Below are 21,455 nucleotides of genomic sequence, written 5' to 3'. Positions count from 1 at the left end.
TCGTAACCGTTATGTGGCAGACTATCTCACAATATGCATAACACTTGCGAGAAATGTGGACACACGATGATGAAGCGGGGAAACAGCTGATGGCTCCGACACTCCACGGCTTGATGCCCATTCTGGCGACTCCGTTCGACGAGACGGGCGCCCTCGACCGCGCGAGCCTGCGCCGACTGGTCGAGTTCCAGCTCGCGTCCGGCGTCGACGGCGTCGCCGTCTTCGGGATGGCGAGCGAGGGCTTCGCTCTCACGACCGAAGAGCGCCGCACGATCCTGGACGATGTCGTCCGGGTCGTCGACGGGCGGATCCCCGTGATCGCCGGCGTCAACGGCACCTCCACCGCGACGTCCATCGAGCAGTCCCTCCTCGCCGAGGAGGGCGGCGCGGATGCCCTCATGGTGCTCCCGCCGTTCATGGTGAAGCCGCCCGCCGGCACGCTCGTGGACTTCTACGGCGACGTGGCCGCCGCGACCTCGCTCTCCGTCATGGTGCAGGATGCGCCCGGTGTCACCGGCGTGGCCATGGCGCCGAGCCTGATCGCCGAGATCGCCCGCCTCGACGGCGTCGATTCCGTCAAGGTCGAGGCGCCGCCGACCGCCCCCAAGGTCGGAGCGGTGGTCGCCGCGATCGAGGACCCCGACTTCGCGGTGCTCGGCGGTCAGAACGCCCAGTTCTGCCTGGAGGAGTACGCCAGGGGCGCGGTGGGCACGATGCCGGCCTGCGAGTTCCCCGACCTGCTCGGCCCCGTGCTCGCGCTGTTCACCGAGGGGCGCGTCGAGGAGGCGCGTGCCGAGTTCCGTCGTATGCTCCCTCTCGTGCTCATCGGTCTGCAGGGAGGCATCGCCTGGGCGGTGCACAAGGAGGTGCTCGTCGCACGCGGCGTGATCGACCATGCCACGGTGCGCTACCCCGCATCGCGCCTGGACGCGGGCAGCCGCGCCTCGGTCAAGCTCGTGATCGACGAGCTCGCCCTTCCCCCGATCCCCGCCACGGTGCGCGTGTGACACGCCGCGGCGTGCTGCTGATCGGCGGCAGTTCCGACATCGGACTCGCGATCGCCCGCGCCTTCGTCGACAGCGGAGACGCCGTCGTCGGCGTGGGGCTCGAGGACCCGGCAGACCCGGTCTTCGAGCGCTACCTCGTCGCGGACTGCAGCGCGCCGGAGGCCGCCGACCGCGCCGTCGCCGACGCCGAGCTGGCGCTGGGCCGCCTCGATGTCGTGGTGCTCGCCGCGGGCCGCATGCCGATCGCGCGCGCCGAGTCCACGAGCGACGACGACTGGCGCGGAGCGCTCGGCGCGACGCTGGACTCGGCGTTCTTCGTGGCGCGGGCGGCACTCCCCCGCCTCACGCGCGGATCGTCGATCGTCGCGGTCACCTCGGTGAACTCATCGCTCGCCGCCCCTGCCCTGCCCGCCTACGCAGCCGCCAAGGCGGGCGTGGACGGCCTCGTGCGGCAGCTCGCGCTCGACAACGGCCCTCGGGGCATCCGGGTCAACGCCGTGCAGCCGGGCAGCATCTCAGCCGCGGACACCGGTGAGAGCGAGGGCTACCCCCTCGGACGCATCGGCCGACCGGAGGAGGTCGCCTCGGTCGTGGCATTCCTCGCTTCCGACGCCGCCTCCTTCGTCACGGGAACGTCCATCGCGGTCGACGGCGGCCTTTCGATCTCGTCCCCCGCAGCCTGGCTAAAGCCGGTCCTGCGGGATCGCTGGCTCTGATCCCGCAGTCCACACGACGAAGAAGGCCGCGTCCCCTTTCGGGACGCGGCCTTCTTCGTGCGGGGGCTCAGGCGTTGGAGTCGAGCAGCCCCTGGACTTCCTTCTTCAGCGCGTTGAGCCCGGCCTGGGCCTCGACCTGACCGGCGAGGATCGTCGCGACCCCGGCACCGATCGCGGCATCGATCTGCGCCGTCACGGCGACACGGTCCCACGCGGCGCCACGAGCGTGCTCGGAGACCTCCGTGCGGAACGCGCCCTGGAACTTGTCGGCCGCGAGCGCCGGGATCTTGTCGGCGACGCTCTTGGCGGCCGGAGCCACGGCGGAGTTCTCGTACAGCGCCGTCGCCGCTTCGACGTTGGTCGCCGCGTAGAGGATGAAGTCGCGGCTGGTGAGCTCGCCCTCGCCCGCCGTCGCGAACACGCCGCTGCCCCACGCCCGGTTGAAGGAGTCCTTGCCCCCGGCCGTCGGACGCGAGATAGCCCCGATGTTGTCGATGATGTTCTGCGCGGCGCCGTTCGTCTTGACGAAGGTCGAGGCGAGCGGGGCGTCGTCGTAGAGCGCGGCCCGGCCGCTGGCGAACAGGATGCGGGCATCGCTGCGGGCGACGTTCGTCTGGGTCAGACCCTGGTCCTGCAGGGACTTGTACCAGGTGACGGCCTCGACGCTCTCGGCGTCGCCCAGCGTGCACTTGAGGTCGTCGGTGACGACATCGCTGCCGAAGCCCCACATCCACGGCACGGAGTCCTTGAGGTCGGGGTTCTTGGTGACCGCGGCGTACGGGATCAGCGACTTGTCCTGCTTCTTGATCTTCTCGAGCGCGGTGGCGAACTGCTCCACCGTCATACCCGACTTGATGCCGACGCTCTTCGCGATCTCGCCGTTGGTGATGATGCCGATGCCGGCGGCCGTGAGCGGCAGCACGAGCAGCTTGCCGTCCATCGTGTACGAGTCGAGCACGCCCTGCGGGATGCCGAGCCCCTTGGCGAGGTCGGTGAGGTCGGCGAGCACGTTCATCGGCGTGAGGACCTGCCACCCGCCCGACTGACCGACGCCCATGAGGTTGCCGGAGCGCCCGGTCAGAGCGAGCTGCGTGGCCGCCTGGTCGTACGGGTAGATGACCGGGGCGACCTTGACGCCCTCCTTCTTGGAGAACCCGTCGAGGATGCCCTGCCACGCGGACTTCAGCGCCTCCTCGCCGAGCGAGTTGCCGTAGAAGTTGATCGTCTTGGCTGCTGTCGCGGCACCGGCCGAGGCCCCTCCGGCACCGGCGCCGGGGGCGGCGGGCGTTGCACACCCGGCGAGCGCGAGGGCACCGAATGCGGCGAGCACGGTGCCGCCTCCGAGGAAGGCTCGGCGGCTCAGCTGTGAGTTCGAGATGGTCATGGAGACTGCTCCTTCGAGGTGATGGGGGTAGAGCTGTTCGGGAGACGCATGGCTACCCCTTGACGGCTCCGGCGGCGAGGCCGGAGACGAAGTAGCGCTGCAGGAGGACGAAGATGATGACGAGCGGGAGCGACGTGATGAGGGACGCCGCCATGAGCGCCGGCCAGTCGGCCGTGCCCTCGCGGATGAACGCCTGGGTCAGACCTGCCGGCAGCGTCTGCTTGTCGGGGCCGGCGAGCGTGAGGGCGAAGAGGAGATCGCTCCAGCCGCGCATGAAGGCGAACATGCCCGCGGTGATGAGACCGGGGACCACGAGCGGGAACACGATGCGGAACATCGTCCCGGTGCGGGAGAGACCGTCGACCTTGGCCGCCTCGAGGATGTCGTCGGGAAGGGCGTCGATGATGCCCTTCAGCAGGAACACTGCGAGCGGCAGGGTGAACGTCGTGAACGAGATGATCAGCGCCGTGTAGGTGTACAGCAGTCCTGCCGAGCTCAGCATCAGGTACAGCGAGATGAGCAGCAGCGCACCCGGGATGAGCTGACCGATGAGGAACATGAACATGATCGCGTTGCGGCCGCGGTAGCGGAACTTCGACAGCGAGTACGCCATCAGACCGCCGACGAGCACCGCGAGCAGTGCCGTGCCGGTGGAGACGATGATGCTGTTCAGCAGGTTCTTCAGCAGGAGGTCGTTCTGGAAGAAGCCGATGAAGTTGTCGAACGTCGGGTCGACCGGGAAGAACGGCCGATCCAGGGAGAAGACATCCTCCTTCTTCGTGAACGCGGTCGCCGTGAGCCAGTAGACCGGCAGCAGGCCGAACAGCGCCAGCAGCAGGAGCAGCACGCGCCCCGGGATGGACAGGTGGGGGCGGATGATCGACTCCCCCACATCGCGACTACGGCGCATCACTTCTCCAGCCGTCGGTTGAGGAACAGGTATCCGCTCGTGATGATCGCGAGCAGGACGAGCCAGAGGGCGCCCATGGCGGAGGCCTTGCCGAGTTCGTAGCTGCCGAAGGCGAGGTCGTAGAGGCTGACCGCGAGCGTCGTGGTCGAGTTGCCCGGCCCACCGCCGGTCATCACGAAGATGGTGTCGAAGTTGCCGAAGTTGTAGATGAACTCGAGCACCGCGACGAGGGTGACGGGGCCGGCGATGTGCGGCAGGGAGATGTGACGGAACCGCTGGGCGCGCGTGGCGCCGTCGATGGTGGCGGCCTCGATCTGCTCGCTCGGCAGGGTCTGCAGCACCGCGAGGGCGACGACCATGATCCAGGGGAACGAGTGCCAGGTCTTGGCGATGACCACCGCGGCCATCGCGCCGGTGGGGGTGCCGAGCATGCTGACCTCGGGGAGCCCGAAGATCGAGAGCACGTGGTTGACGACGCCGTAGCTGTCGTTGAAGATCCACGCCCAGAGGAAGGAGACGACCACACCGGGCAGCAGCCACGGCAGCATGAGCGCGCCGCGCAGGATGTTGCGTCCGCGCATGCGGGCGTTCAGCAGCAACGCGAGGGCGACGCCGAGGATGAGCGGGAAGACCGTCGCGAGCGAGGCGAACACCAGGGTGGTGCCGAGACGGGCGAAGAACTCGTCCCAGACGGCCACGTAGTTGTCGAGGCCGACGAACGTGCGCTCGGGGCGGAGCAGCGACTGGTCGTACAGGCTGGTCCAGATGCTCGACACGAGAGGGAAGATCGCGATCACGAGGAACAGGAGGACCGCGGGAAGTGCGATCATGAAACCGAAGGTGCGGTCCTTCGCCCCCAACGTGGAGCGCCGCCCTGAGCGAGGCTCGACGGCCTTCTGCTCGCTCTCTGCGGGCCGCTCGAGTATGGCTTGTTGCATTGCAGTCACTTTCCAGTAGAGACGACCCCGGAGGGCCCTGCGCATCGTCGTCACAGTCGTCGACGTCGACGTGCGGCCAGTTAACCACAATGCGGATGCGAAATCCACAAAATGCATAAGACACCCACATTTGTGTTGCTCGAAGCCATTTCGCTGAATAGGATGACTGGCAACGGCGACGAGCCGCGGTCGCGCAGATGCGGCCACATCACCAAGGAGGAGTCACCATGGCGTCGGAATCGGTAGGCGGCACGCAGACCGTCGAACGGGCGATGTCGTTGCTCGCATGCTTCACGGAGGAATCCGGCGAGCTGAGGGTCTCCGAGCTCTGCACGCTGACCGGCCTCGGCCAGTCGACGGTCTCTCGCATGATGTCGGCACTCGACCGCATGAAGTTCGTGGTGCAGGACGCCCGCACGGGCCTCTACCGCCTCGGCCCCGCGGCGGTGTCGCTGGGCACGGTCGCGATCAACGGCTCGCCCATCTTCCGCGCCTCGCGGCAGATCGCGCAGAACCTGGCGCGCCGCATCGAGATCGGCGTGAACGTGGCCGAGCTCAGCGGCTTCACGTTCACCTACCTCTGCAACTTCGAAGGCGCCCTGGCGCCGAAGTCGTTCGCCATGGCGGGCCGCACCGGACCGCTGCACGCCACGGGCATCGGCAAGGCCCTGCTGTCGGGCATGTCCGATGCACAGGTCGACGAGTACTTCGCGCAGACGCCGCAGCGCTTCACGCCGCACACGATCGTGGACCGCGCGGCGATGCAGACCGCCCTCGACGAGACGCGCAGCCGCGGCTACGCGACCGAGATCGAGGAGCTCGCCTTCGGTCGCGCCTGCATCGCCGCACCGATCCGCAACCGGGCGGGTGAGATCGTCGCGGGCATCTCTGCCAGCGGCCCCCTCTCCGTGCTCGACCTGCACGAACCGCATCAGGAGCTCGCCCTGCAGCTCATCGAAGCCGCCGACGAGATCTCGGTGGCCCTCGGGTACAGCCCGTCCCGCACCGCTTCGGCGTTCGCGGCACTCTGACCCTCGGCCGCACTGCGGCTTCCCCCTCTGACGACGGCACCTGCCGCCGGCCGTTCGACCACCCCGTCTATTGGAGACCCCAGTGAGAATCACGCGCGTCCAGACCTTCCCCCTCTACCTGTCGAAGGAGGATGCGAACAACTCGTACGCCGGCGACACCGCCGTGGATCACCGCGGGTACGTCATCCGTCCGCCGTGGCGGAGCCTGTACTCCCCCGGATACGAGACGCTGCTCGTCAAGATCGAGACCGATGAGGGTCTGGTCGGCTGGGGCGAGGCGCTCGCCCCCGTGGCCCCCGTCGTCGCCGCGGCCATCGTCGACAACCTGCTCACCCCGCTCATCCTCGGCGAGGATCCGCGCTCGGTGCGCACGCTGTGGCACCGCATGACCGAGTCGATGCGCGAGCGCGGACACCTCACCGGGCACCAGGCCGACGCCATGGCCGCCGTCGACATCGCGCTCTGGGACCTCTGGGGCCACGCCACCGGCCTCTCGGTGTCCGAGCTCGCCGGCGGACGCTTCCACGAGGTGCTGCCGACCTACGTCTCCGGCATCCGCGGTGTCGACGACATCGAGCGCGCCGAGAAGACCGCAGAGCTCGTGGAGGGCGGCGTCCGCCGGATCAAGCTGCACCTCGGTGTCGACATCCGCACCGACCTGGCGACCTACGACGCCGTCCGCGGTGTGCACCCCGACCTCGACGTCGCGCTCGACGCGCACTGGACGTATAGGCTCGGCGAGGCACGCGCACTCGGCCGCGAGCTGGACGACCGGCGCGCCTGGTTCTTCGAGGCGCCGCTCGCCCCGGAGGACGTCGAGGGGCACCGCGACCTCGCGACCGCTCTCGCCACCCCGATCGCGATCGGCGAGGCCATGCGCAGCCGCTTCGAGTTCACGGACTGGCTCACCCGCCGCGCGGTCGGTCTGACCCAGCCCGACATCGGCCGCACCGGCATCACCGAAGGCCTCGCGATCGCCGCGGTCTCCGATGCCTTCCACGTGCCGGTGGCGCCGCACCACTCCGCTGCGTTCGGCATCGCGATGGCCGCCGGCGTGCATGTCGCGGCGAGCGCCGCGTCGCTCCTCGCCTTCGAGTACCAGCCGTTCACCCTTCCCGTCGCCAACCGCCTGCTGACGACCCCGCTCGAGGTGCGCGCAGACGGCGGGTTCGTCGTGCCGACCGGCCCCGGGCTCGGCGTGACCGTCGACGAGGACGCGATCCAGGAGTACGTGCGGCACTGATCCGCATCGACATCCGACGAAGAACGGGTGGGTGGGCCGGATCTCTCCGGCCCACCCACCCGTTCTTTCGCGTCAGTTCCCGATGCGCACGAACTGTGCGGCGCTGACCCGGTGGATGCTGGTGTTGCGGACTTCGAGTCGGACCGTGCCGGTGGCCCCGGCGGCGTAGCGGAACGAGCCCAGCGAACGCCAGGCCGCCGCGCCCTGCGTCTGGTCCACGATGACCTCGGAGCTGCCGTCCTGATGCTCCACGACGTAGGCCGCCGAGGTCGTGGTCGTCGAGTTCGTGGGGTACCAGACCGAGACGCGGTAGAGCCCGGCGTCCGGCAGCTCCACGTTCCACGTCACCGTGCTGCCCACCGAGTCGGAGTCGCTGTACCGCGTCCTCGTGCCGTTCCATCCGGAGAGTCCACTGGGGTACCAGTTGCCGGACTCCAGGTAGCCCGGCCACGGGGACTGGGTGTGCGCGATGACACCCTCGTCGGCGACGCGCACGAGCACGCCCCGGCGCAGGGTCTGATCGAGTCGCGCTTCGAACCGCGTCGACGAGCCGGGCGCGACGCCCGACCCGGCGGTCACCGTCCAGGTGTGGGTGAGGTCGGATCGCGGCGGCACCGTGATGCTCGTGCTCTGCTGCCCCACACTCCACCCGCTGACGCCGTACAGCGCGAGCGTGCCCTGCAGCGGGGTGACGCCCGTGTTGATGACCAGCGCGGTGAGCTTCGCGACAGCGCCCGGCCCGCTGACGATCTCGACATCGGAGGTGAGTGACACCAGCCGTCGACGGTCGATCACCTCGATCGCGGCCGCGCGCAGCTGCACCGGATCCTCCCCCGCGACCGTCACGTTCGCGGTGACATCGACCTCGCCGAGCTCCGCGTTCGTCGCGATGATCGCCGCCGATTCCACCCGCGCGGAGCCCTCCGCGGGGACCGTGATCGCCGGTACGGTGCCGTCGAGCTGCCACCCCGCCGGCAGGGCCACCGTGATGTCGCCGGTGATCGGATCACCGGTCGCGTTGCGCACCTCGAAGATCAACGGCACGCGGTCCCCGGCCGTACCCGTCGCCTGCGCGATCACGTCGCCCACGATTCCGGAGTTGGCTCCGGTGATCCGGGCGGGCAGCCGCAGGGTCACCTCTTCGGTCGTCGCCCCGCCCGTGGTGATCGTGTACCGGAATTTGTCGGTGAGGTCGTCTACCGGGATCGTCCACTCGTAGGGATACGCCTTCGCGGGAGCCCGCTTCGCCGGCTTCCCGCCGATGCGATACGACAGCGTCGCCTGCTGCTCAGTGTCGATCTGCACGTAGGCGTCGTAGCCCTGTCCGTCGGGCCGCACCAGGAGCATCCCGCGGGCGATCCCGTATTCGGTGGCGGGGTCGGTGTCGACCTCGTGGAAGCTGTCGCGGCCATGATCGGCCACGTCGTCGGACGGCAGCGCGGGGCGCTGCACGTCCACGTTCCGGATGACGAGGGCGACGAGCCCGCGCGCCGGCACGCTGACGGTGACCCGACCGTTGACGGCCGCGCCGGTGGACCGGCTGCCGTTCGCGGTCACCAGCTCGACGGCACCCGAGAAACCTCGGGGAATACCCGTGAGCTCGGTGGCGAGGTCGACGATCACCTGCTGCGCCGCACCGGCGGAGTTGGTGAGACTGACGTAGAGAGCATCGTTGCCGACGCCGCCGATCCAGTTGACAAGCGGATTGGAGACCGAGATCAGCCCCGCAGGGAGATACGGCCAGACGCCGTCCTCGCCGAAGAAGGTCCCCGGGGCGTGGCCGTAGGCGAAGAACTTGAAGTAGGCGAAGTCGGCCTCGAACACGTGCGGGAACTCGATCGCCCCGCCGCTGCGGTAGAAGCTCTCACTGAGCAGGTAGTCCATCGCGAGGCCGAGCTGCGCGGGGGCGTGATGGAAGTAGTACCCGGTGATGCCCACCGGACCGCTCGTCGCGAAGTCGGGCTTCATGTGCGCTACCTGGAACTGTCGGCCGTAGTAGCCGGGATAGGTCGTGAACCGGCCGATCACCATGTTGTGGGCGATGTCGGCCAGCAGCTCGTCGCCGGTGTGATGCGCCAGTCGCAGCAGGGCACCCGCCCAGCACGGGTTGAACACATAGCCCCCGCCCGGGTTGGTCAGCGTGCTGACGCCGAGCTTGAACGACGACAGCGCCTCGAACGTGAGACCCGAGGGAGACACGTACCAGGCCGGGACGGTCTCGGTCGGCACGTTCGTGGTCGGATACGACGGCAGCGACGAACGCGACTCCCAGTCGTACTGCTGCTTGATCACGTGGCCGGCCGGCACCGTGACCGTGCCACCCGGAACCGGGCGGACCGCCGTCTGCGTGATGAAGCGCTGGACCTCCCGATACGCACCGTCGAGGAACTCGGCCTCACCCGTCGCCTCGAACATCTCGAGCAGGTCGACCCAGTACTTCGAGAAGCTGTACGCGAACCCGCCGGGCGGCTGACCGTTGCTGCGGTACGGCTTCAGGATCTGCTCCTGCGAGTAGCGGCGGGCGATGAGCGTCGCCTCCGCCAGGTACGCCGGATCCCCGGTGACCCGGTACGTCGCGAGGGCGTTCGAGAACGGCGCCCTGCTCTGCCCGACGACGCCGGCCTTGGTCGCCTTCACCGCGAGCCGCTGGATGCCGGCGTTGCGGCCGTGCGTGAGCTGGTAGAGCGACGCCAGATTCACGGCATCCGTGGGGATCCTGCCGATGCGGTACTGGCTCGTGTCGTTGTAGACCGGGCTCCCGATCATCGGTGTGTGCCCGATGCCCTTCCGGGAGAGCTGGTACTCGACAAGCGGCCGCGCACGGCGGTCGTACAGAGTGCCGTCTGCAGTGCCGGTGAGATAGTGCGCCGAGAGGACGACGCCGCTGGCCGCCGCGCGCACGGCATCCTCGTTCTCCACGTCGACGAACCCCTTGGCGCGATTCCACCAGCCGGAGTACGAGGGGATGTAGTCGGTCGAGTCGTCTCCGTCGGGTTCCACCGCGATCAGCGCCGCCATCGCGTGCACGGCGTCGGTGAGCGACCGGTCGTACACGTTGCTGCGGTAGGCGGTCAGCCCGTACTCGTTCCGGCACAGCTGCGCATACGTGCTGTACAGGGTGTCCGGGCGGGCCGCGAGGCCGAACGCGAATCCGCGCTGCTCGCCGACGGCCATGGCCGTGCGCAGCCCGGGCTGCGGCGCGTACATGCTGGGCACGATGTCGAGGCTGTCGTTGCGCAGACTCATCCCGTAAGGCTGTCGGTCGGCCATCAGCTGCCGCTCGTGCACGAACTCGGCCACCTCGGCGGGCAGGTACACGCCCGAGGTGACGGCCACATCGCCCACGGCGTACTGGGTCAGCGCCATCGGCGCGAAGAGCTCCCATGCGCCCAGGGGCGCGGATCCGTCGAGCACCGAGAGCGCGTGCTGATACGACCCGCACAGCACCTCGTCGAGGTCGTCGAGGGACTTCGCATCCTGGCTCTGGTATCCGACGATGTAGTCACCGGCGGTCTTGGCCGTCAGCACGTAGTGCGCCTCGGGATGGGCGCCCTCGAGCCGCCAGCGGACGACCAGGTCGACGTCGTCCGTGCTCGTGGTCAGCTCGATGGCCTGCGAGCCGAGCACCTGGTAGGAGGTGAAGCCGAGCCAGCTCGGCGCCAGGGGTCCGTACAGCTCGGGAGCACTCCCCGACGGCAGCGTCCCCTCCAGCACGAGCCACTGCTCGTCGAAGCGGTGCGCCGGGTCGGTGACCTGCAGCCACCCGCCGTTGTGCGCGACCTCGAGGTCGCGCACGATCGTGGCCCCGCCGTCCCACGTGGCCTGGGAGAACGTCATCCGGTGGTTCTGTCCGACCAGCTGCGCGACCTGCGTGAACGCGAGATTCGGTTTGTCGAGGCGCCGGAGGGCGTCGGCGTACACGCCGCCCGTCGTCGTGAGCTCCGTCGCCGCTGCGGGAGCGGCTCCGTACGACGACCCGAGCACCGGGGGAAGCACTCCCGCGATCACGAGCGCTCGCAGGACGGAGCGTCGGCTCCACAGCAGAGGATTGTCTTCGGCTCCATCGCCAGGCATTGAATCCATGATGCACATACTGCAATCCGTATGCGATCATGTCAATGCGTCGGCCTCGCAGGCCATGACGCCGCCTCGTCGTGCCACGCCGGTAACGTCGAGCAGGCAGAACCACCCGAAAGGACACGTGCGGTGCCCCAGGATCCTCCCGTCGAGTTGACCGAGTACTCACTCAGCGCGCTGCTGACCCCGCCCGCGTCGCCCGTCGAGCCGGACGACTTCGACGACTTCTGGCGCGCGACCTTCGAGGAGTTCGGCACGGGTCCCGTCTCGTGGGAGCTCACCCGAGATCTCGCACCGACCGCGACGCACCGCGTCTCGGAGATCCGCTTCCACTCCTCGGCCGGTGAGGCCGCTGCGGCCTACGTGGTGCTGCCGCACACGCTCGGGAGTGCACCTCGCGGGCTCGTCGTCGGACACGGCTACGGGGGCCGCACGGCACCCGACCTCGACCGGGCGCCCGACGACACGGCCGCGATCTTCCCGGTCGCACCCGGGACGCACGCCGGCACCGCGAGCCGCTTCCCCGCCCTCCCCGACGAGCACGTCCTGGCCGGGATCGCCCACCGCGACACGTACTCGCACCGCTTCAGTGCGGCGGACATCTGGCGCGCCGCCACCGTCCTGCTCGAGATGGTGCCCGCGGCGGCCGGGGCCCTCGACTTCAGCGGCGGCAGCTTCGGCGGCGGCATCGGCGCGATGGCCCTGCCCTGGGACGCCCGCTTCCGGCGCGCCGTGCTGGACGTGCCGAGCTTCGGTGACCACGATGTGCGGCTCACACGGAAATGCACCGGGAGCGGGGAGGCCGTGCGTCAGCATCTGCAGCGGCACCCGGAGGACCGGCCGGTGCTCGACTACTTCGACGCGGCGATCGCGGCACGGAGGCTGCGGATTCCCGTGCACGTGACCGCGGCGGTGCAGGATCCGGCCGTCGACCCCCGGGGCCAGTTCGCCGTGTACCACGCGCTGACCGGGCCGCGTCGCCTGAGCGTCCGCGCCGCGGGGCACCTTCCCGGCGAGATCGGCGAACTGTCGGACCGGCTCGCTCTGCAGGCCGGCATCGACTTCCTCGCCCTCCCCGACGAGCGGCTGGCATGACCACGCGCCACGCCTCCCAGACAACACATAGCGATCTCCATAGAAATCACATAGGAGATTCCGCAGAATAGGGGTATGACCAGCGACCTGCCCGAACTGCGCCGCCCCGACGGCACCCCCCTGCGCATCCTCGCCGTCGACGACGAGCAGATGCTGACCGACCTGCTCGCGATGGCCCTGCGCATGGAGGGCTGGGAGGTGCGCACGGCCTCGTCCGGCATGGAGGCGCTCCAGGTCGCGCGGGAGTTCGAACCCGACGCGCTCGTGCTCGACATCATGATGCCCGACCTCGACGGCATGTCCGTGTTGAAGCGGCTGCGCGAGTCGGGGAACCTCGTCCCGGTGCTGTTCCTCACCGCCAAGGATGCCGTGGGCGATCGCGTCGCCGGCCTCACCGCCGGCGGTGACGACTACGTCACCAAGCCGTTCAGCCTGGAGGAGGTCATCGCCCGGCTGCGCGCGATCATCCGCCGCACCGGGCACGCGACCACCGACGACGGACAGTCGATCCTCCGCGTCGCCGACCTCACGCTCAACGAGGACAGCCACGAGGTCGTGCGCGACGGCACCGAGATCGAGCTCACCGCGACCGAGTTCGAGCTGCTCCGCTACCTCATGCGCAACGAGCGACGGGTGCTGTCGAAGGCCCAGATCCTCGACCGGGTCTGGAGCTACGACTTCGGCGGCAAGTCCTCCGTCGTCGAGCTGTACATCTCGTACCTGCGCAAGAAGATCGATGCCGGTCGCACGCCGCTGCTGCACACCGTCCGCGGCGTCGGCTACATGATCAAGGCTCCGCAGTGAGCTCAGCGACGATGATGAGACGGCCGATGAGCCTGCAGACACGGCTGATGACCGCCGTGATCGGGTTCGTGTCGCTGATCCTCATCATCGTCGCCGTCATCACCAGCGCCACGCTGGGCAAGACCATGGAGGACCAGCTCGACCAGAAGCTGAACGGGTACGCGCACCAGCTGGCCGATCGGACCGGAGCCTTCGCACCGTCTTCCGCCACGGCGCAGAACGTCCTCTCCGGCCCCACGGCGTCGCCGCCGGCCGGACTCGTGTTCGTGGTCTCGAGCCCTGTCACCGGCTTCAGCGGGGTGGTCGCGACGAACTCGTCGGGAGAGGAACTCACCGGATCCCTGGAGTCACTCAGCAGCACGCAGCTGGCGGAGATCGCACTGGCACTGAAGGGCACGTCCGTCGCCACCGTGTCCCTCAGCGATCTCGGCTCGTACCGGATAATGGCGCTGCCCGCGACCAACGGCGTCGTCGTGATCACCGGGCTCCCCCGCGACGAGATCCAGAGCCAGCTCACGCAGCTGCTCACCGTGATCGCCCTCGCCACCATCGGCGGTCTGATCCTGCTGGCGCTGACCACCGCGATCACCATCCGGGTGAGCCTGCGCCCGCTCCGCGCCGTCGCGGTCACCGCGACCAGGGTCGCGAACCAGCAGCTCGATCGAGGCGAGGTCACGATCACCGAGCGGGTACCGGCATCCGAAGCCGATCCGCGCACCGAGACCGGTCTCGTCGGGGCTTCCCTGAACAAGCTCCTCGATCACGTCAACACCTCGCTGGCCTCGCGGCAGAAGAACGAGGAGCGGATGCGCCGCTTCGTCGCCGACGCGAGTCACGAGCTGCGCACCCCGCTCGCCTCCATCCGGGGGTACTCGGAGCTGTCGCTGCGCGCGCTGCATCAGCGTCCGGCCGCGGAGCAGGGTCCGGAGGTCATCGAGGGCACGACCTCCTCGCTCGAGCGCATCCAGGCGCAGTCCCTGCGGATGACCCGTCTCGTCGAGGACCTGCTTCTGCTGGCACGGCTCGACGAGGGGCAGGAGCTGGTCTACGGCACGGTCGACCTCACCCAGCTGGCGCTCGAGGGACTCTCGGATGCGCGGCCGACGGCCACCGACCACCACTGGAGCATCGAGGTGCCGGACGAGCCCGTCACCGTCGTCGGCGATGCCGGACGGATGCATCAGGTCGTCGCGAACCTCCTCGCGAACGCCCGGACGCACACGCCGGCCGGCACCAGGATCACCCTGAGCGTCGCACGAGAGGACGCGGACGCCGTGCTGCGCGTGCACGACGACGGCCCCGGCATCGACCCCGCCATCCGCGAGGAGCTCTTCGCACGCTTCGCCCGCGGCGACAGCTCCCGGGCTCGCCAGACCGGGGGAACCGGACTGGGCCTCGCGATCGTCAAGGCCATCGTCGAGGGCCACCACGGAACGATCTCCGTGGCCAGCGAGCCCGGCGACACGACCTTCACCGTACGCATCCCGGTCAACCCTGCGGCCGCTGCCGCCGAAGACGACGCGTCCGAGGCCTGAAAGCCGGCCTCTCTGCGGAGATCCTGCCCGCCGCGCTCCTGGTCGGCGTACACATGTCGGGAGGATGCACGACCGTCGGGGCATCTCACGGCGATTCGTCCGACATGCGTACATTCTCCCGACAGACGCACACGCCTGACCTCGAAGACCTCAGTGACGGGCACGCAGACGTACGATGGCGGCGAGTACGGCCGTCTCGACTGAGGGCCAGGCGTGGACGATCTGGGCGTAATCGAACCTCAGCGTCTCGTATCCGAGAGCCGACGCCGCGGCATCCCTCACGAGATCACGGTGGCGATGCGCGGGGCCGTCATGGTTGCCCTTCCCATCGGCCTCGAGGATCAGACTTCCGTCGAGCACGAAATCCACTCTCCCGACGGACGGGATGGTCACCTGGCAGTCCAGGCTGATGCCGTGCAGGTGCAAGCGCAGCCGGAGCAGTGACTCGAGGCCGCTGTCGGCATCCGATCGCGCCAGGTCGATCAACCAGTGCGCGCGGGCCGGTAGGCGGCGGCGGATGCGGCGCAGTGCCGCACCGGTGATCTTCTGTTGCACCAGTGCGGACTCGACAGCAGCGAAGAACGCCTCGTCTCCGCCGCAACGGTAGACGTGGATGAGTACTTCCTCCAATGGGGCAAGCCCCACCCCGGCGTGCCCCGCGTCAAAGTGCGCGACGCACTCGCACGTCTCGTGATGGGTGCGGCCCTTCGCCCCCAGCCAGACGTGAACGGGGCCGCCGGGGTCGAGTGCCCAGACGCCATACAGGCGCAACGCGTGCGCGCAGGTGAGGGCCCCGCCGTGCGCGGCAGCCTCAACGACGGTCGTGTCTGCGTTCGGCCCGGCGAACACTCCTGTCCTCACACGGATCAGGGCGCCGGCATGAACCGCATCCGCGCGCATCCGACGGTCGATTCCGTACTTCTGGAGCAGTGTGCCCCGCACGACGCCGCCATGCAGGTCTGTCACGGATAGAGCGCTGAGCATCCACCGATCCTGATGCCCCGAGACGGCTGATAGAGATCGATTCCGCCCGTTGTGGGCCGATCCGAAGCGGATGCGGGATGTGCAGAAGTGGATGCGCCGTGCACTCGTCGGCAGGATGCACAGATGTCGGGACGCCTCGCGGCGAGTCGTCCGACATCCGTCCGTTCTCCCGACGGGTGTACCGGCCGGCCGGCCGTGAGCCGGATCAGTAGCCGGCGAAGGCGTCGGTCGTGAGGGCGCGGGCCTTCTGCAGTGCGGGGGCGAGATCGGCGATCAGGCGCGGGGGTCCGGAGATGAACGCGTGGCGGGTGCCGAGGTCGGGGACGGTGCGCTCCAGCGTCTCGGCGTCCAGTCGTGCTCCCTGCGCCCAGGTCCAGTGCGCGGGCAGGTCGAGCGGCTCGTCTCGGGTGAACACGACCGTGCGCACGCCCGTCGCGGCGAGCTCATCACGGAAGGCGAGCTCGGAAGCCTCGGACGCCACGTACACGAGCACCACGTCGCGCTGCTGGCCCACGGCCTGGAGCTGACGCAGCTGGGACACGAACGGCGTGACGCCGATGCCCGCGGCGACCATCAGCACCGGGTGATCGCTGCGCGGCAGGATGAAGTCACCCCAGGTGCCCGTGACCGCGAACGTCGCGCCCGGCTCGGCCGCGGCGAGAGCCCGCTTGTAGCTCGACGGATGCTTCTGGTCGCCGTTCTTGTAGGCGATGCGCAACGTGGGCAGGTCGGCCGGCGCCGACACGATGCTGAACTCGCGACGGGTGCCGCGCGCGTCGGGGCGGTGATGCGGGACGTCGAGCTCGAGGTACTGCCCCGGCAGGAACCGGACCCGCCCCTTGGCCCGGAACGTCAGCTCCTGCGCGGTCGGGGTGATGAACTCGCGACGCTCGAGCACGAGTCGCACCGACCCCCGCAGCGCGAACGCGAAGGCCACCAGGTTTCCGATCAGCAGCGCCCGCTCCTGGCCGAGCGTGAACAGGCCGGCGACCGAGATCGGCCATCCGGCGAGCAGACCCACCACGACGGCCACCACGAGCTGCTGGCGGCGACGCGGCGGAAGCGTGAGCGGCTCGGAGAGCATGAACGCCCCGAGGAACAGGAACGGCGACTGCAGCACCGCGAACTGCAGCGCGGTGAGCACGTCGAAGCCGATGTCGAACTGCACGGCCTGCACGGCCTGGCGCACGACCGAGGTGGCGACGGCGACCAGCACGAACACCAGCACCACCCGCACCTTCTCGGTGCGCCACAGCACCGCGAGGCCGAGGAGGAGCACGGGGATCGTCAGCACCGGAGTCCCGACCCACCAGGACGACGAGGTGCCCAGCCACTCGAACGCCCCGAAAGCCCCGAGGATCGAGACGACGGCCGCACCGAACGCCGCCGGGTTGAAGATGTGCCGACCGCGCCATGCGATCAGGTACTTCGACACGCTCGCGACGGCTCCGGCGAGGGCGAGCCCGAGGAGCGCGCCGAGCTCGACGCCGGGGCGGAGCACGAACAGGAGGATGAGGGCCGTGACGAGGGAGGATTCGATACGCCACGGGAGTCGGAGTATGCGCTGGGCCGCGGCGTCGACGGCCGAGATCACGATCGCGAGCACCAGGAACGACGCCAGCATCTCGAGCGGCGTGGGCGAGACGATCACGCCGAGCAGCGAGAGCACGAACGCGATCACCGCCAGGGCGATCAGGGCGAACAGCACGAGGCGATACATCGACAGCGAGCCCAGGACCGCGAGGACCCGCTGGCGTGCGGCGGCGAATGAGGTGATCACGTTCTCCACTCTTCCCTAGTTCGGCGCCGCGGGGCGCGTGTTCGCCCCCGCGATGAACAGTTCCGCGGGGCATCCCGGCGAGTGCTGCACCCGGCCGTCGGTGCTCATCCGCACCCATTCCACGCCCCAGGCGCCGGCGAGCTCCGGTCCGCCGTCGAAGAACAGCGCGGTCGAGACGGCATCCGCCGTCATCGCGTCGGGAGCCAGTGCCCAGGTCGCCGCCCAGGTGCGCACCGGAAGCCCCGTGCGGGCGTCGAGCACGTGGTGCAGCCCGTTCCCCCACGCACGACGGTTGACGGCGGAGGCGCACAGCGCCCGGTCGCGCACCTCGACGACACCGATCGCCTTCGTCGCGTCGTACGGATGCTCCAGCCCGATGCGCACACCGGCGCCCCGCACCCGGATGTCGCCGCCGGCATCGACCACCACATCGCCCGGCACGTCTCCGAGCAGGTCCATCACCAGGTCGACCAGTCGGCCCTTGCCCAGGGCGCCGACGTCGAGGAGCGCGGGTGCGGATGCCGCGACCCCGGCCGTCGTCCAGGACACCTGCGCCTGCCAGGCGTCCGGAGCGCGCACGGCGCCTCCGCCGACGAGCGAATAGCCCGCGTCGTACCCCAGGGCTTCGAGACTCGCCGCCACGAGCGGGTTGACCGCGCCGCCCGTCGCCGCCGAGAGCTCGCGGTAGGCGTCGAGCATCGGAGCGGCGTCCGGTGAGGCGAACGAGCCGCCCTCCCGTCCCAGCCGCGTCACCGCGGAGTCGTCACGGAATCGGGACCACTCGCGGTCGAAGCGCTCGATCTCGGCGTCGACCGCCGCACGCGCCGGGTCCGCGAGCGGATCCGTGGTCTCGATCTCCCAGCGCGTTCCGATCGCCTCGAAGCGCCAGCTCGCCATGCGGCCTCAGGCGCCTAGGAGGCCGCCTGCTCCTTGATCGACTCGACCGCGTCGTTGAAGCCGCCGCTGGTGAGCGACGAGCCGGCGACCCGGCTGACGTTCAGCTCGTCGATCGACTTGCCCTCGACCTCGTCCGCGATGCCGTCGATGAACTGGCCCTGGTACTGCTCGGTCTCAGGTGCCTGCGGGTCGCCCGTGACCTCGACGTCGGTCACGACGCCGTCGGCGAGGGTCAGCGTGACGGAGATCTGCTCGACCGTCTCGGGTGTCTGGTACGAACCGTCGGCCGTGTAGGTGCCGTCTGCGTAGGTGGCGGTCGCGTCGCCGCCCGAGGACTCCGAGGAGCCGGCGTCGGGCGTACTGCCGGTGTCGTTCGGGGTGTCGCCCGCGTCGGCGGTGCCGGAGCACCCGGCGAGGACGAACAGGCCCGCGATCCCGAGGATGGCGGAACCCTTGCGGACAGAGGTCGGTACGGTCGTGCGGATCATGCTGGTCCTCCCGGCGCGGTGTCGTTCGACGGGTTCGTCGACCCTTCGACCGTAAGCACCGCGTCTATGCGCGGGCTGTGCCGTGACGATGCGTTATGCGTCGCCACCGAACATGCTCGTCACGGAGCCGTCTTCGAAGACCTCGTGGATGGCGCGGGCGAGCAGCGGCGCGATCGGGAGGATCGTGAGGTTGTCCCAGCGACGCGACTCGGTGAGCGGGATCGTGTCGGTGATGACGACCTCGTCGATCGACGAGTCCTGCAGACGATCGGATGCCGGGTCGCTGAAGATCGCATGGGTCGCCGCGACGATCACACGGTGCGCCCCGGCCGCCTTGAGCGCCTGGGCCGCCTTGACGATCGTGCCACCGGTGTCGATCATGTCGTCGACGAGGAGGCAGGTGCGCCCCTCGACGGTGCCGACGATCTCGTGCACCGAGACCTGGTTGGCCACCTTCGGGTCACGACGCTTGTGGATGATGGCGAGCGGGGCACCGAGGCTGTCCGACCAGGTGTCGGCGACGCGTACACGACCCATGTCCGGGGAGACCACCGTGAGGATCTCACGGTCCGCCGGCGAGAGCGTGCGCTCGAAGTAGTCCAGCAGCACCGGCTTGGCGAAGAGGTGGTCGACCGGGCCGTCGAAGAAGCCCTGGATCTGCGCCGCGTGCAGGTCGACGCTCATGACGCGATCGGCACCGGCGGTCTTCAGCAGGTCGGCGACGAGGCGGGCGCTGATCGGCTCGCGACCGCGGCCCTTCTTGTCCTGACGCGAATACGGATAGTAGGGAGCGACGACCGTGATGCGCTTGGCCGATGCGCGCTTGGCGGCATCGATCATGATGAGCGTCTCCATGAGCCACTCGTTGACCGGCTCGCCGAACGTCTGGATCAGGAAGAGATCGACACCGCGGATCGAGACCTCGAAGCGGGCGTAGATCTCACCGGAGGCGAACGTGCGGTGCTCGACCGGGGCGATCTCGGTGCCGAGCGCCTCGGCGACGGCCGCCGTGAGCTCGGGGTGCGAACGCCCTCCGGCGACGACGAGTCGCTTCTTCGTCTTCGCGATGATGCCGGGAGCCACGCCGTTGTCGCGATCCAGATCGACCGTCTTCTTCTTGCGCGCCATGCTCCGCCTATTCCGCCGAATTCTCGCGAGACGCAGCATCCGCCGCGCCCGTGCCTGCTCTGTTCTTCGCGACCCAGCCTTCGATGTTGCGCTGGGGTGCGACGGTCATGGCCAGTGCTCCGGCCGGGACATCCTTGCGGACGACCGCGCCGGCGCCGGTCTTCGCGCCAGCCCCCAGCCTAACGGGCGCGACGAGCACCGTGTGCGAGCCGGTGTGCACCTCGTCGCCGATCTCGGTGCGGTGCTTGTTCACGTCGTCGTAGTTCGCCGTGATGGTGCTCGCGCCGAGGTTGACGCCGCGGCCGATCGTCGCGTCGCCGACGTAGGAGAGGTGCGGGACCTTGCTGCCCTCGCCGATCTCGGCGTTCTTCGTCTCGACGTAGGCGCCGATCTTGCCCTTGGCGCCGAGGACCGTGCCCGCGCGGAGGAACGAGAACGGGCCGACCGTGGCCTCCGCGCCGATCACGGCGAGGGTGGCGTCGGTGCGACGGACCGTCGCATCCTCGCCGACCTCGCAGTCGACGAGGGTCGTATCCGGTCCGATCACGGCGCCGGAGGCGATGACCGTGGCACCCAGGATGTGGGTGTTCGGCAGGAGGGTGACGTCGGGCGAGAGCTTCGCGTCGTCGTCGATCCAGGTGGTGGCCGGGTCGATGACGGTGACGCCCTCGAGCTGCCAGCGGCGCACGATGCGCTGGTTGAGCAGGCGACCGACCTCGGCCAGCTGTGCACGGTCGTTCACCCCGAACGTCACCGAGATGTCGGAGACGACGGATGCCGCCACCCGGTCGCCGTCGCGACGGAGCATCCCCGGCACGTCGGTCAGGTACATCTCGCCCTGTGCATTGTCGACGCCGACCCGCGGCAGGTAGGTGCGCAGGGTCTCGGCGCGGAACACGTACATCCCGGCGTTGATCTCGCGGACCGCGGCCTCTTCGGCGCTCGCGTCCTTCTGCTCCACAATGCGGTCGACACCGCCGTCGGCGTCGCGGACCACGCGGCCGTAACCGGTCGGGTCGTCGAGCAGTGCCGTCATCAGCGTCGCCGGAGCGCCCGACGCGCGGTGCTCCGCCACGAATGCCGAGAGGGTGTCGGCGTCGGCGAGCGGGCAGTCTCCGGAGAGGACGAGCACGTCGCCGTCGAAGTCCTCGGGGAGCGCGTCGACCGCCACCTGCACGGCCCGCCCGGTTCCGGGTACGTCGTCCTGGTCGACGAACACCGCGTCGGGGTAGTCCTTGGTGAGGGCGGCGACCACCTGATCGCGCTCGTGCCGCACGACCACCTCGACGTGCGCGGCCTGCAGCCGCCCGGCCGTGGTGAGCACGTGCCCCACCAGAGGGCGCCCGCCGATCGGGTGCAGCACCTTGGGCAGACGCGACTTCATGCGCGTGCCCTGGCCTGCAGCGAGGACGATGATGGCGAGATTGTTCCCAGTCAT

The 21,455-nt window shown here is 69.3% G+C and carries 17 protein-coding genes; 7 read left to right on the top strand and 10 right to left on the bottom strand.

Annotation, left to right across the window (positions count from 1 at the left end; translation table 11 throughout):
- Positions 1 to 89 precede the first annotated feature (89 nt).
- The gene (locus ACCO44_RS09545) at positions 90 to 1,007 is read left to right on the top strand and encodes a dihydrodipicolinate synthase family protein (RefSeq protein ID WP_372466417.1); all 918 of its coding nucleotides are present in this window, start codon (positions 90 to 92) and stop codon (positions 1,005 to 1,007) included.
- Positions 1,004 to 1,723 (top strand): SDR family NAD(P)-dependent oxidoreductase, encoded by a 720-nt coding sequence (locus ACCO44_RS09540; protein ID WP_372466416.1) that lies wholly within the window; start codon positions 1,004 to 1,006, stop codon positions 1,721 to 1,723. Before ACCO44_RS09545 ends, ACCO44_RS09540 begins: the two co-directional genes overlap by 4 nt.
- Before the next feature lie 67 nt (positions 1,724 to 1,790).
- Here ACCO44_RS09540 and ACCO44_RS09535 read toward each other — a convergent pair whose 3' ends face one another.
- The 3 genes from ACCO44_RS09535 to ACCO44_RS09525 are packed head-to-tail and all read right to left on the bottom strand — an operon-like array spanning position 1,791 to position 4,847.
- On the bottom strand, positions 1,791 to 3,107 hold the full coding sequence (locus tag ACCO44_RS09535) for an extracellular solute-binding protein (protein ID WP_167634495.1): 1,317 nt from the start codon (positions 3,105 to 3,107) through the stop codon (positions 1,791 to 1,793).
- Positions 3,108 to 3,159: 52 nt separating this feature from the next.
- On the bottom strand, positions 3,160 to 4,017 hold the full coding sequence (locus tag ACCO44_RS09530) for a carbohydrate ABC transporter permease (RefSeq protein ID WP_051662341.1): 858 nt from the start codon (positions 4,015 to 4,017) through the stop codon (positions 3,160 to 3,162).
- The gene (locus ACCO44_RS09525) at positions 4,017 to 4,847 is read right to left on the bottom strand and encodes a carbohydrate ABC transporter permease (RefSeq protein WP_231481692.1); all 831 of its coding nucleotides are present in this window, start codon (positions 4,845 to 4,847) and stop codon (positions 4,017 to 4,019) included. Before ACCO44_RS09525 ends, ACCO44_RS09530 begins: the two co-directional genes overlap by 1 nt.
- Before the next feature lie 335 nt (positions 4,848 to 5,182).
- On the opposite strand from ACCO44_RS09525, the gene ACCO44_RS09520 reads away from it, so the two are divergent.
- A complete protein-coding gene (locus ACCO44_RS09520; RefSeq protein WP_029273785.1) occupies positions 5,183 to 5,986 on the top strand; it encodes an IclR family transcriptional regulator in 804 nt (267 codons plus the stop codon).
- Positions 5,987 to 6,068: 82 nt separating this feature from the next.
- Positions 6,069 to 7,229 carry a mandelate racemase/muconate lactonizing enzyme family protein gene (locus ACCO44_RS09515; protein WP_372466415.1) on the top strand — a complete coding sequence of 387 codons (1,161 nt, stop codon included), beginning with the start codon at positions 6,069 to 6,071 and terminating at the stop codon, positions 7,227 to 7,229.
- Between the two features lie 72 nt (positions 7,230 to 7,301).
- Here ACCO44_RS09515 and ACCO44_RS09510 read toward each other — a convergent pair whose 3' ends face one another.
- Positions 7,302 to 11,312 carry a hypothetical protein gene (locus tag ACCO44_RS09510; protein WP_372466414.1) on the bottom strand — a complete coding sequence of 1,337 codons (4,011 nt, stop codon included), beginning with the start codon at positions 11,310 to 11,312 and terminating at the stop codon, positions 7,302 to 7,304.
- Between the two features lie 123 nt (positions 11,313 to 11,435).
- On the opposite strand from ACCO44_RS09510, the gene ACCO44_RS09505 reads away from it, so the two are divergent.
- From ACCO44_RS09505 to ACCO44_RS09495, 3 genes are all read left to right on the top strand, one after another.
- Positions 11,436 to 12,401 (top strand): acetylxylan esterase, encoded by a 966-nt coding sequence (locus ACCO44_RS09505; protein WP_372466413.1) that lies wholly within the window; start codon positions 11,436 to 11,438, stop codon positions 12,399 to 12,401.
- A gap of 75 nt (positions 12,402 to 12,476) precedes the next feature.
- Positions 12,477 to 13,205 (top strand): response regulator transcription factor, encoded by a 729-nt coding sequence (locus tag ACCO44_RS09500; RefSeq protein WP_029262591.1) that lies wholly within the window; start codon positions 12,477 to 12,479, stop codon positions 13,203 to 13,205.
- Positions 13,206 to 13,231: 26 nt separating this feature from the next.
- The gene (locus ACCO44_RS09495) at positions 13,232 to 14,740 is read left to right on the top strand and encodes a sensor histidine kinase (protein WP_372466411.1); all 1,509 of its coding nucleotides are present in this window, start codon (positions 13,232 to 13,234) and stop codon (positions 14,738 to 14,740) included.
- Between the two features lie 150 nt (positions 14,741 to 14,890).
- On the opposite strand, the gene ACCO44_RS09490 is transcribed toward ACCO44_RS09495, so the two are convergent.
- From ACCO44_RS09490 to glmU, 6 genes are all read right to left on the bottom strand, one after another.
- Positions 14,891 to 15,706, bottom strand: a complete 816-nt coding sequence (locus ACCO44_RS09490) for an endonuclease domain-containing protein (RefSeq protein WP_372466410.1) — start codon at positions 15,704 to 15,706, stop codon at positions 14,891 to 14,893.
- A gap of 223 nt (positions 15,707 to 15,929) precedes the next feature.
- The gene (locus ACCO44_RS09485; protein WP_105711011.1) at positions 15,930 to 17,504 is read right to left on the bottom strand and encodes an FAD-dependent oxidoreductase; all 1,575 of its coding nucleotides are present in this window, start codon (positions 17,502 to 17,504) and stop codon (positions 15,930 to 15,932) included.
- Between the two features lie 15 nt (positions 17,505 to 17,519).
- Entirely contained in the window at positions 17,520 to 18,401 is an 882-nt protein-coding gene (locus ACCO44_RS09480; RefSeq protein WP_372466409.1) for an FAD:protein FMN transferase, read from the bottom strand.
- A gap of 14 nt (positions 18,402 to 18,415) precedes the next feature.
- Complete coding sequence (locus ACCO44_RS09475) at positions 18,416 to 18,889, bottom strand: FMN-binding protein (RefSeq protein WP_029262596.1); 474 nt, start codon at positions 18,887 to 18,889, stop codon at positions 18,416 to 18,418.
- 93 nt (positions 18,890 to 18,982) lie between these two features.
- A complete protein-coding gene (locus ACCO44_RS09470; RefSeq protein ID WP_372469385.1) occupies positions 18,983 to 20,017 on the bottom strand; it encodes a ribose-phosphate diphosphokinase in 1,035 nt (344 codons plus the stop codon).
- A gap of 7 nt (positions 20,018 to 20,024) precedes the next feature.
- Positions 20,025 to 21,455, bottom strand: coding sequence for a bifunctional UDP-N-acetylglucosamine diphosphorylase/glucosamine-1-phosphate N-acetyltransferase GlmU (gene glmU / locus ACCO44_RS09465; RefSeq protein WP_372469384.1), 1,431 nt, complete (start codon positions 21,453 to 21,455; stop codon positions 20,025 to 20,027).

The sequence above is a fragment of the Microbacterium maritypicum genome, from assembly GCF_041529975.1.
GTDB lineage: Bacteria > Actinomycetota > Actinomycetes > Actinomycetales > Microbacteriaceae > Microbacterium.
Note: the sequence above shows the minus strand (reverse complement) of the source record. Positions and strands in the feature narration are given on the sequence as shown.

Coding starts and splice junctions, on each gene's coding strand:
- ACCO44_RS09475 (WP_029262596.1), bottom strand. CDS start 18,889: ATGATCCGCACGACCGTACCGACCTCTGTCCGCAAGGGTTCCGCCATC.
- ACCO44_RS09480 (WP_372466409.1), bottom strand. CDS start 18,401: ATGGCGAGCTGGCGCTTCGAGGCGATCGGAACGCGCTGGGAGATCGAG.
- ACCO44_RS09470 (WP_372469385.1), bottom strand. CDS start 20,017: ATGGCGCGCAAGAAGAAGACGGTCGATCTGGATCGCGACAACGGCGTG.
- ACCO44_RS09545 (WP_372466417.1), top strand. CDS start 90: ATGGCTCCGACACTCCACGGCTTGATGCCCATTCTGGCGACTCCGTTC.
- glmU (WP_372469384.1), bottom strand. CDS start 21,455: ATGACTGGGAACAATCTCGCCATCATCGTCCTCGCTGCAGGCCAGGGC.
- ACCO44_RS09495 (WP_372466411.1), top strand. CDS start 13,232: ATGAGCCTGCAGACACGGCTGATGACCGCCGTGATCGGGTTCGTGTCG.
- ACCO44_RS09510 (WP_372466414.1), bottom strand. CDS start 11,312: ATGGATTCAATGCCTGGCGATGGAGCCGAAGACAATCCTCTGCTGTGG.
- ACCO44_RS09535 (WP_167634495.1), bottom strand. CDS start 3,107: ATGACCATCTCGAACTCACAGCTGAGCCGCCGAGCCTTCCTCGGAGGC.
- ACCO44_RS09520 (WP_029273785.1), top strand. CDS start 5,183: ATGGCGTCGGAATCGGTAGGCGGCACGCAGACCGTCGAACGGGCGATG.
- ACCO44_RS09525 (WP_231481692.1), bottom strand. CDS start 4,847: ATGATCGCACTTCCCGCGGTCCTCCTGTTCCTCGTGATCGCGATCTTC.
- ACCO44_RS09500 (WP_029262591.1), top strand. CDS start 12,477: ATGACCAGCGACCTGCCCGAACTGCGCCGCCCCGACGGCACCCCCCTG.
- ACCO44_RS09530 (WP_051662341.1), bottom strand. CDS start 4,017: ATGCGCCGTAGTCGCGATGTGGGGGAGTCGATCATCCGCCCCCACCTG.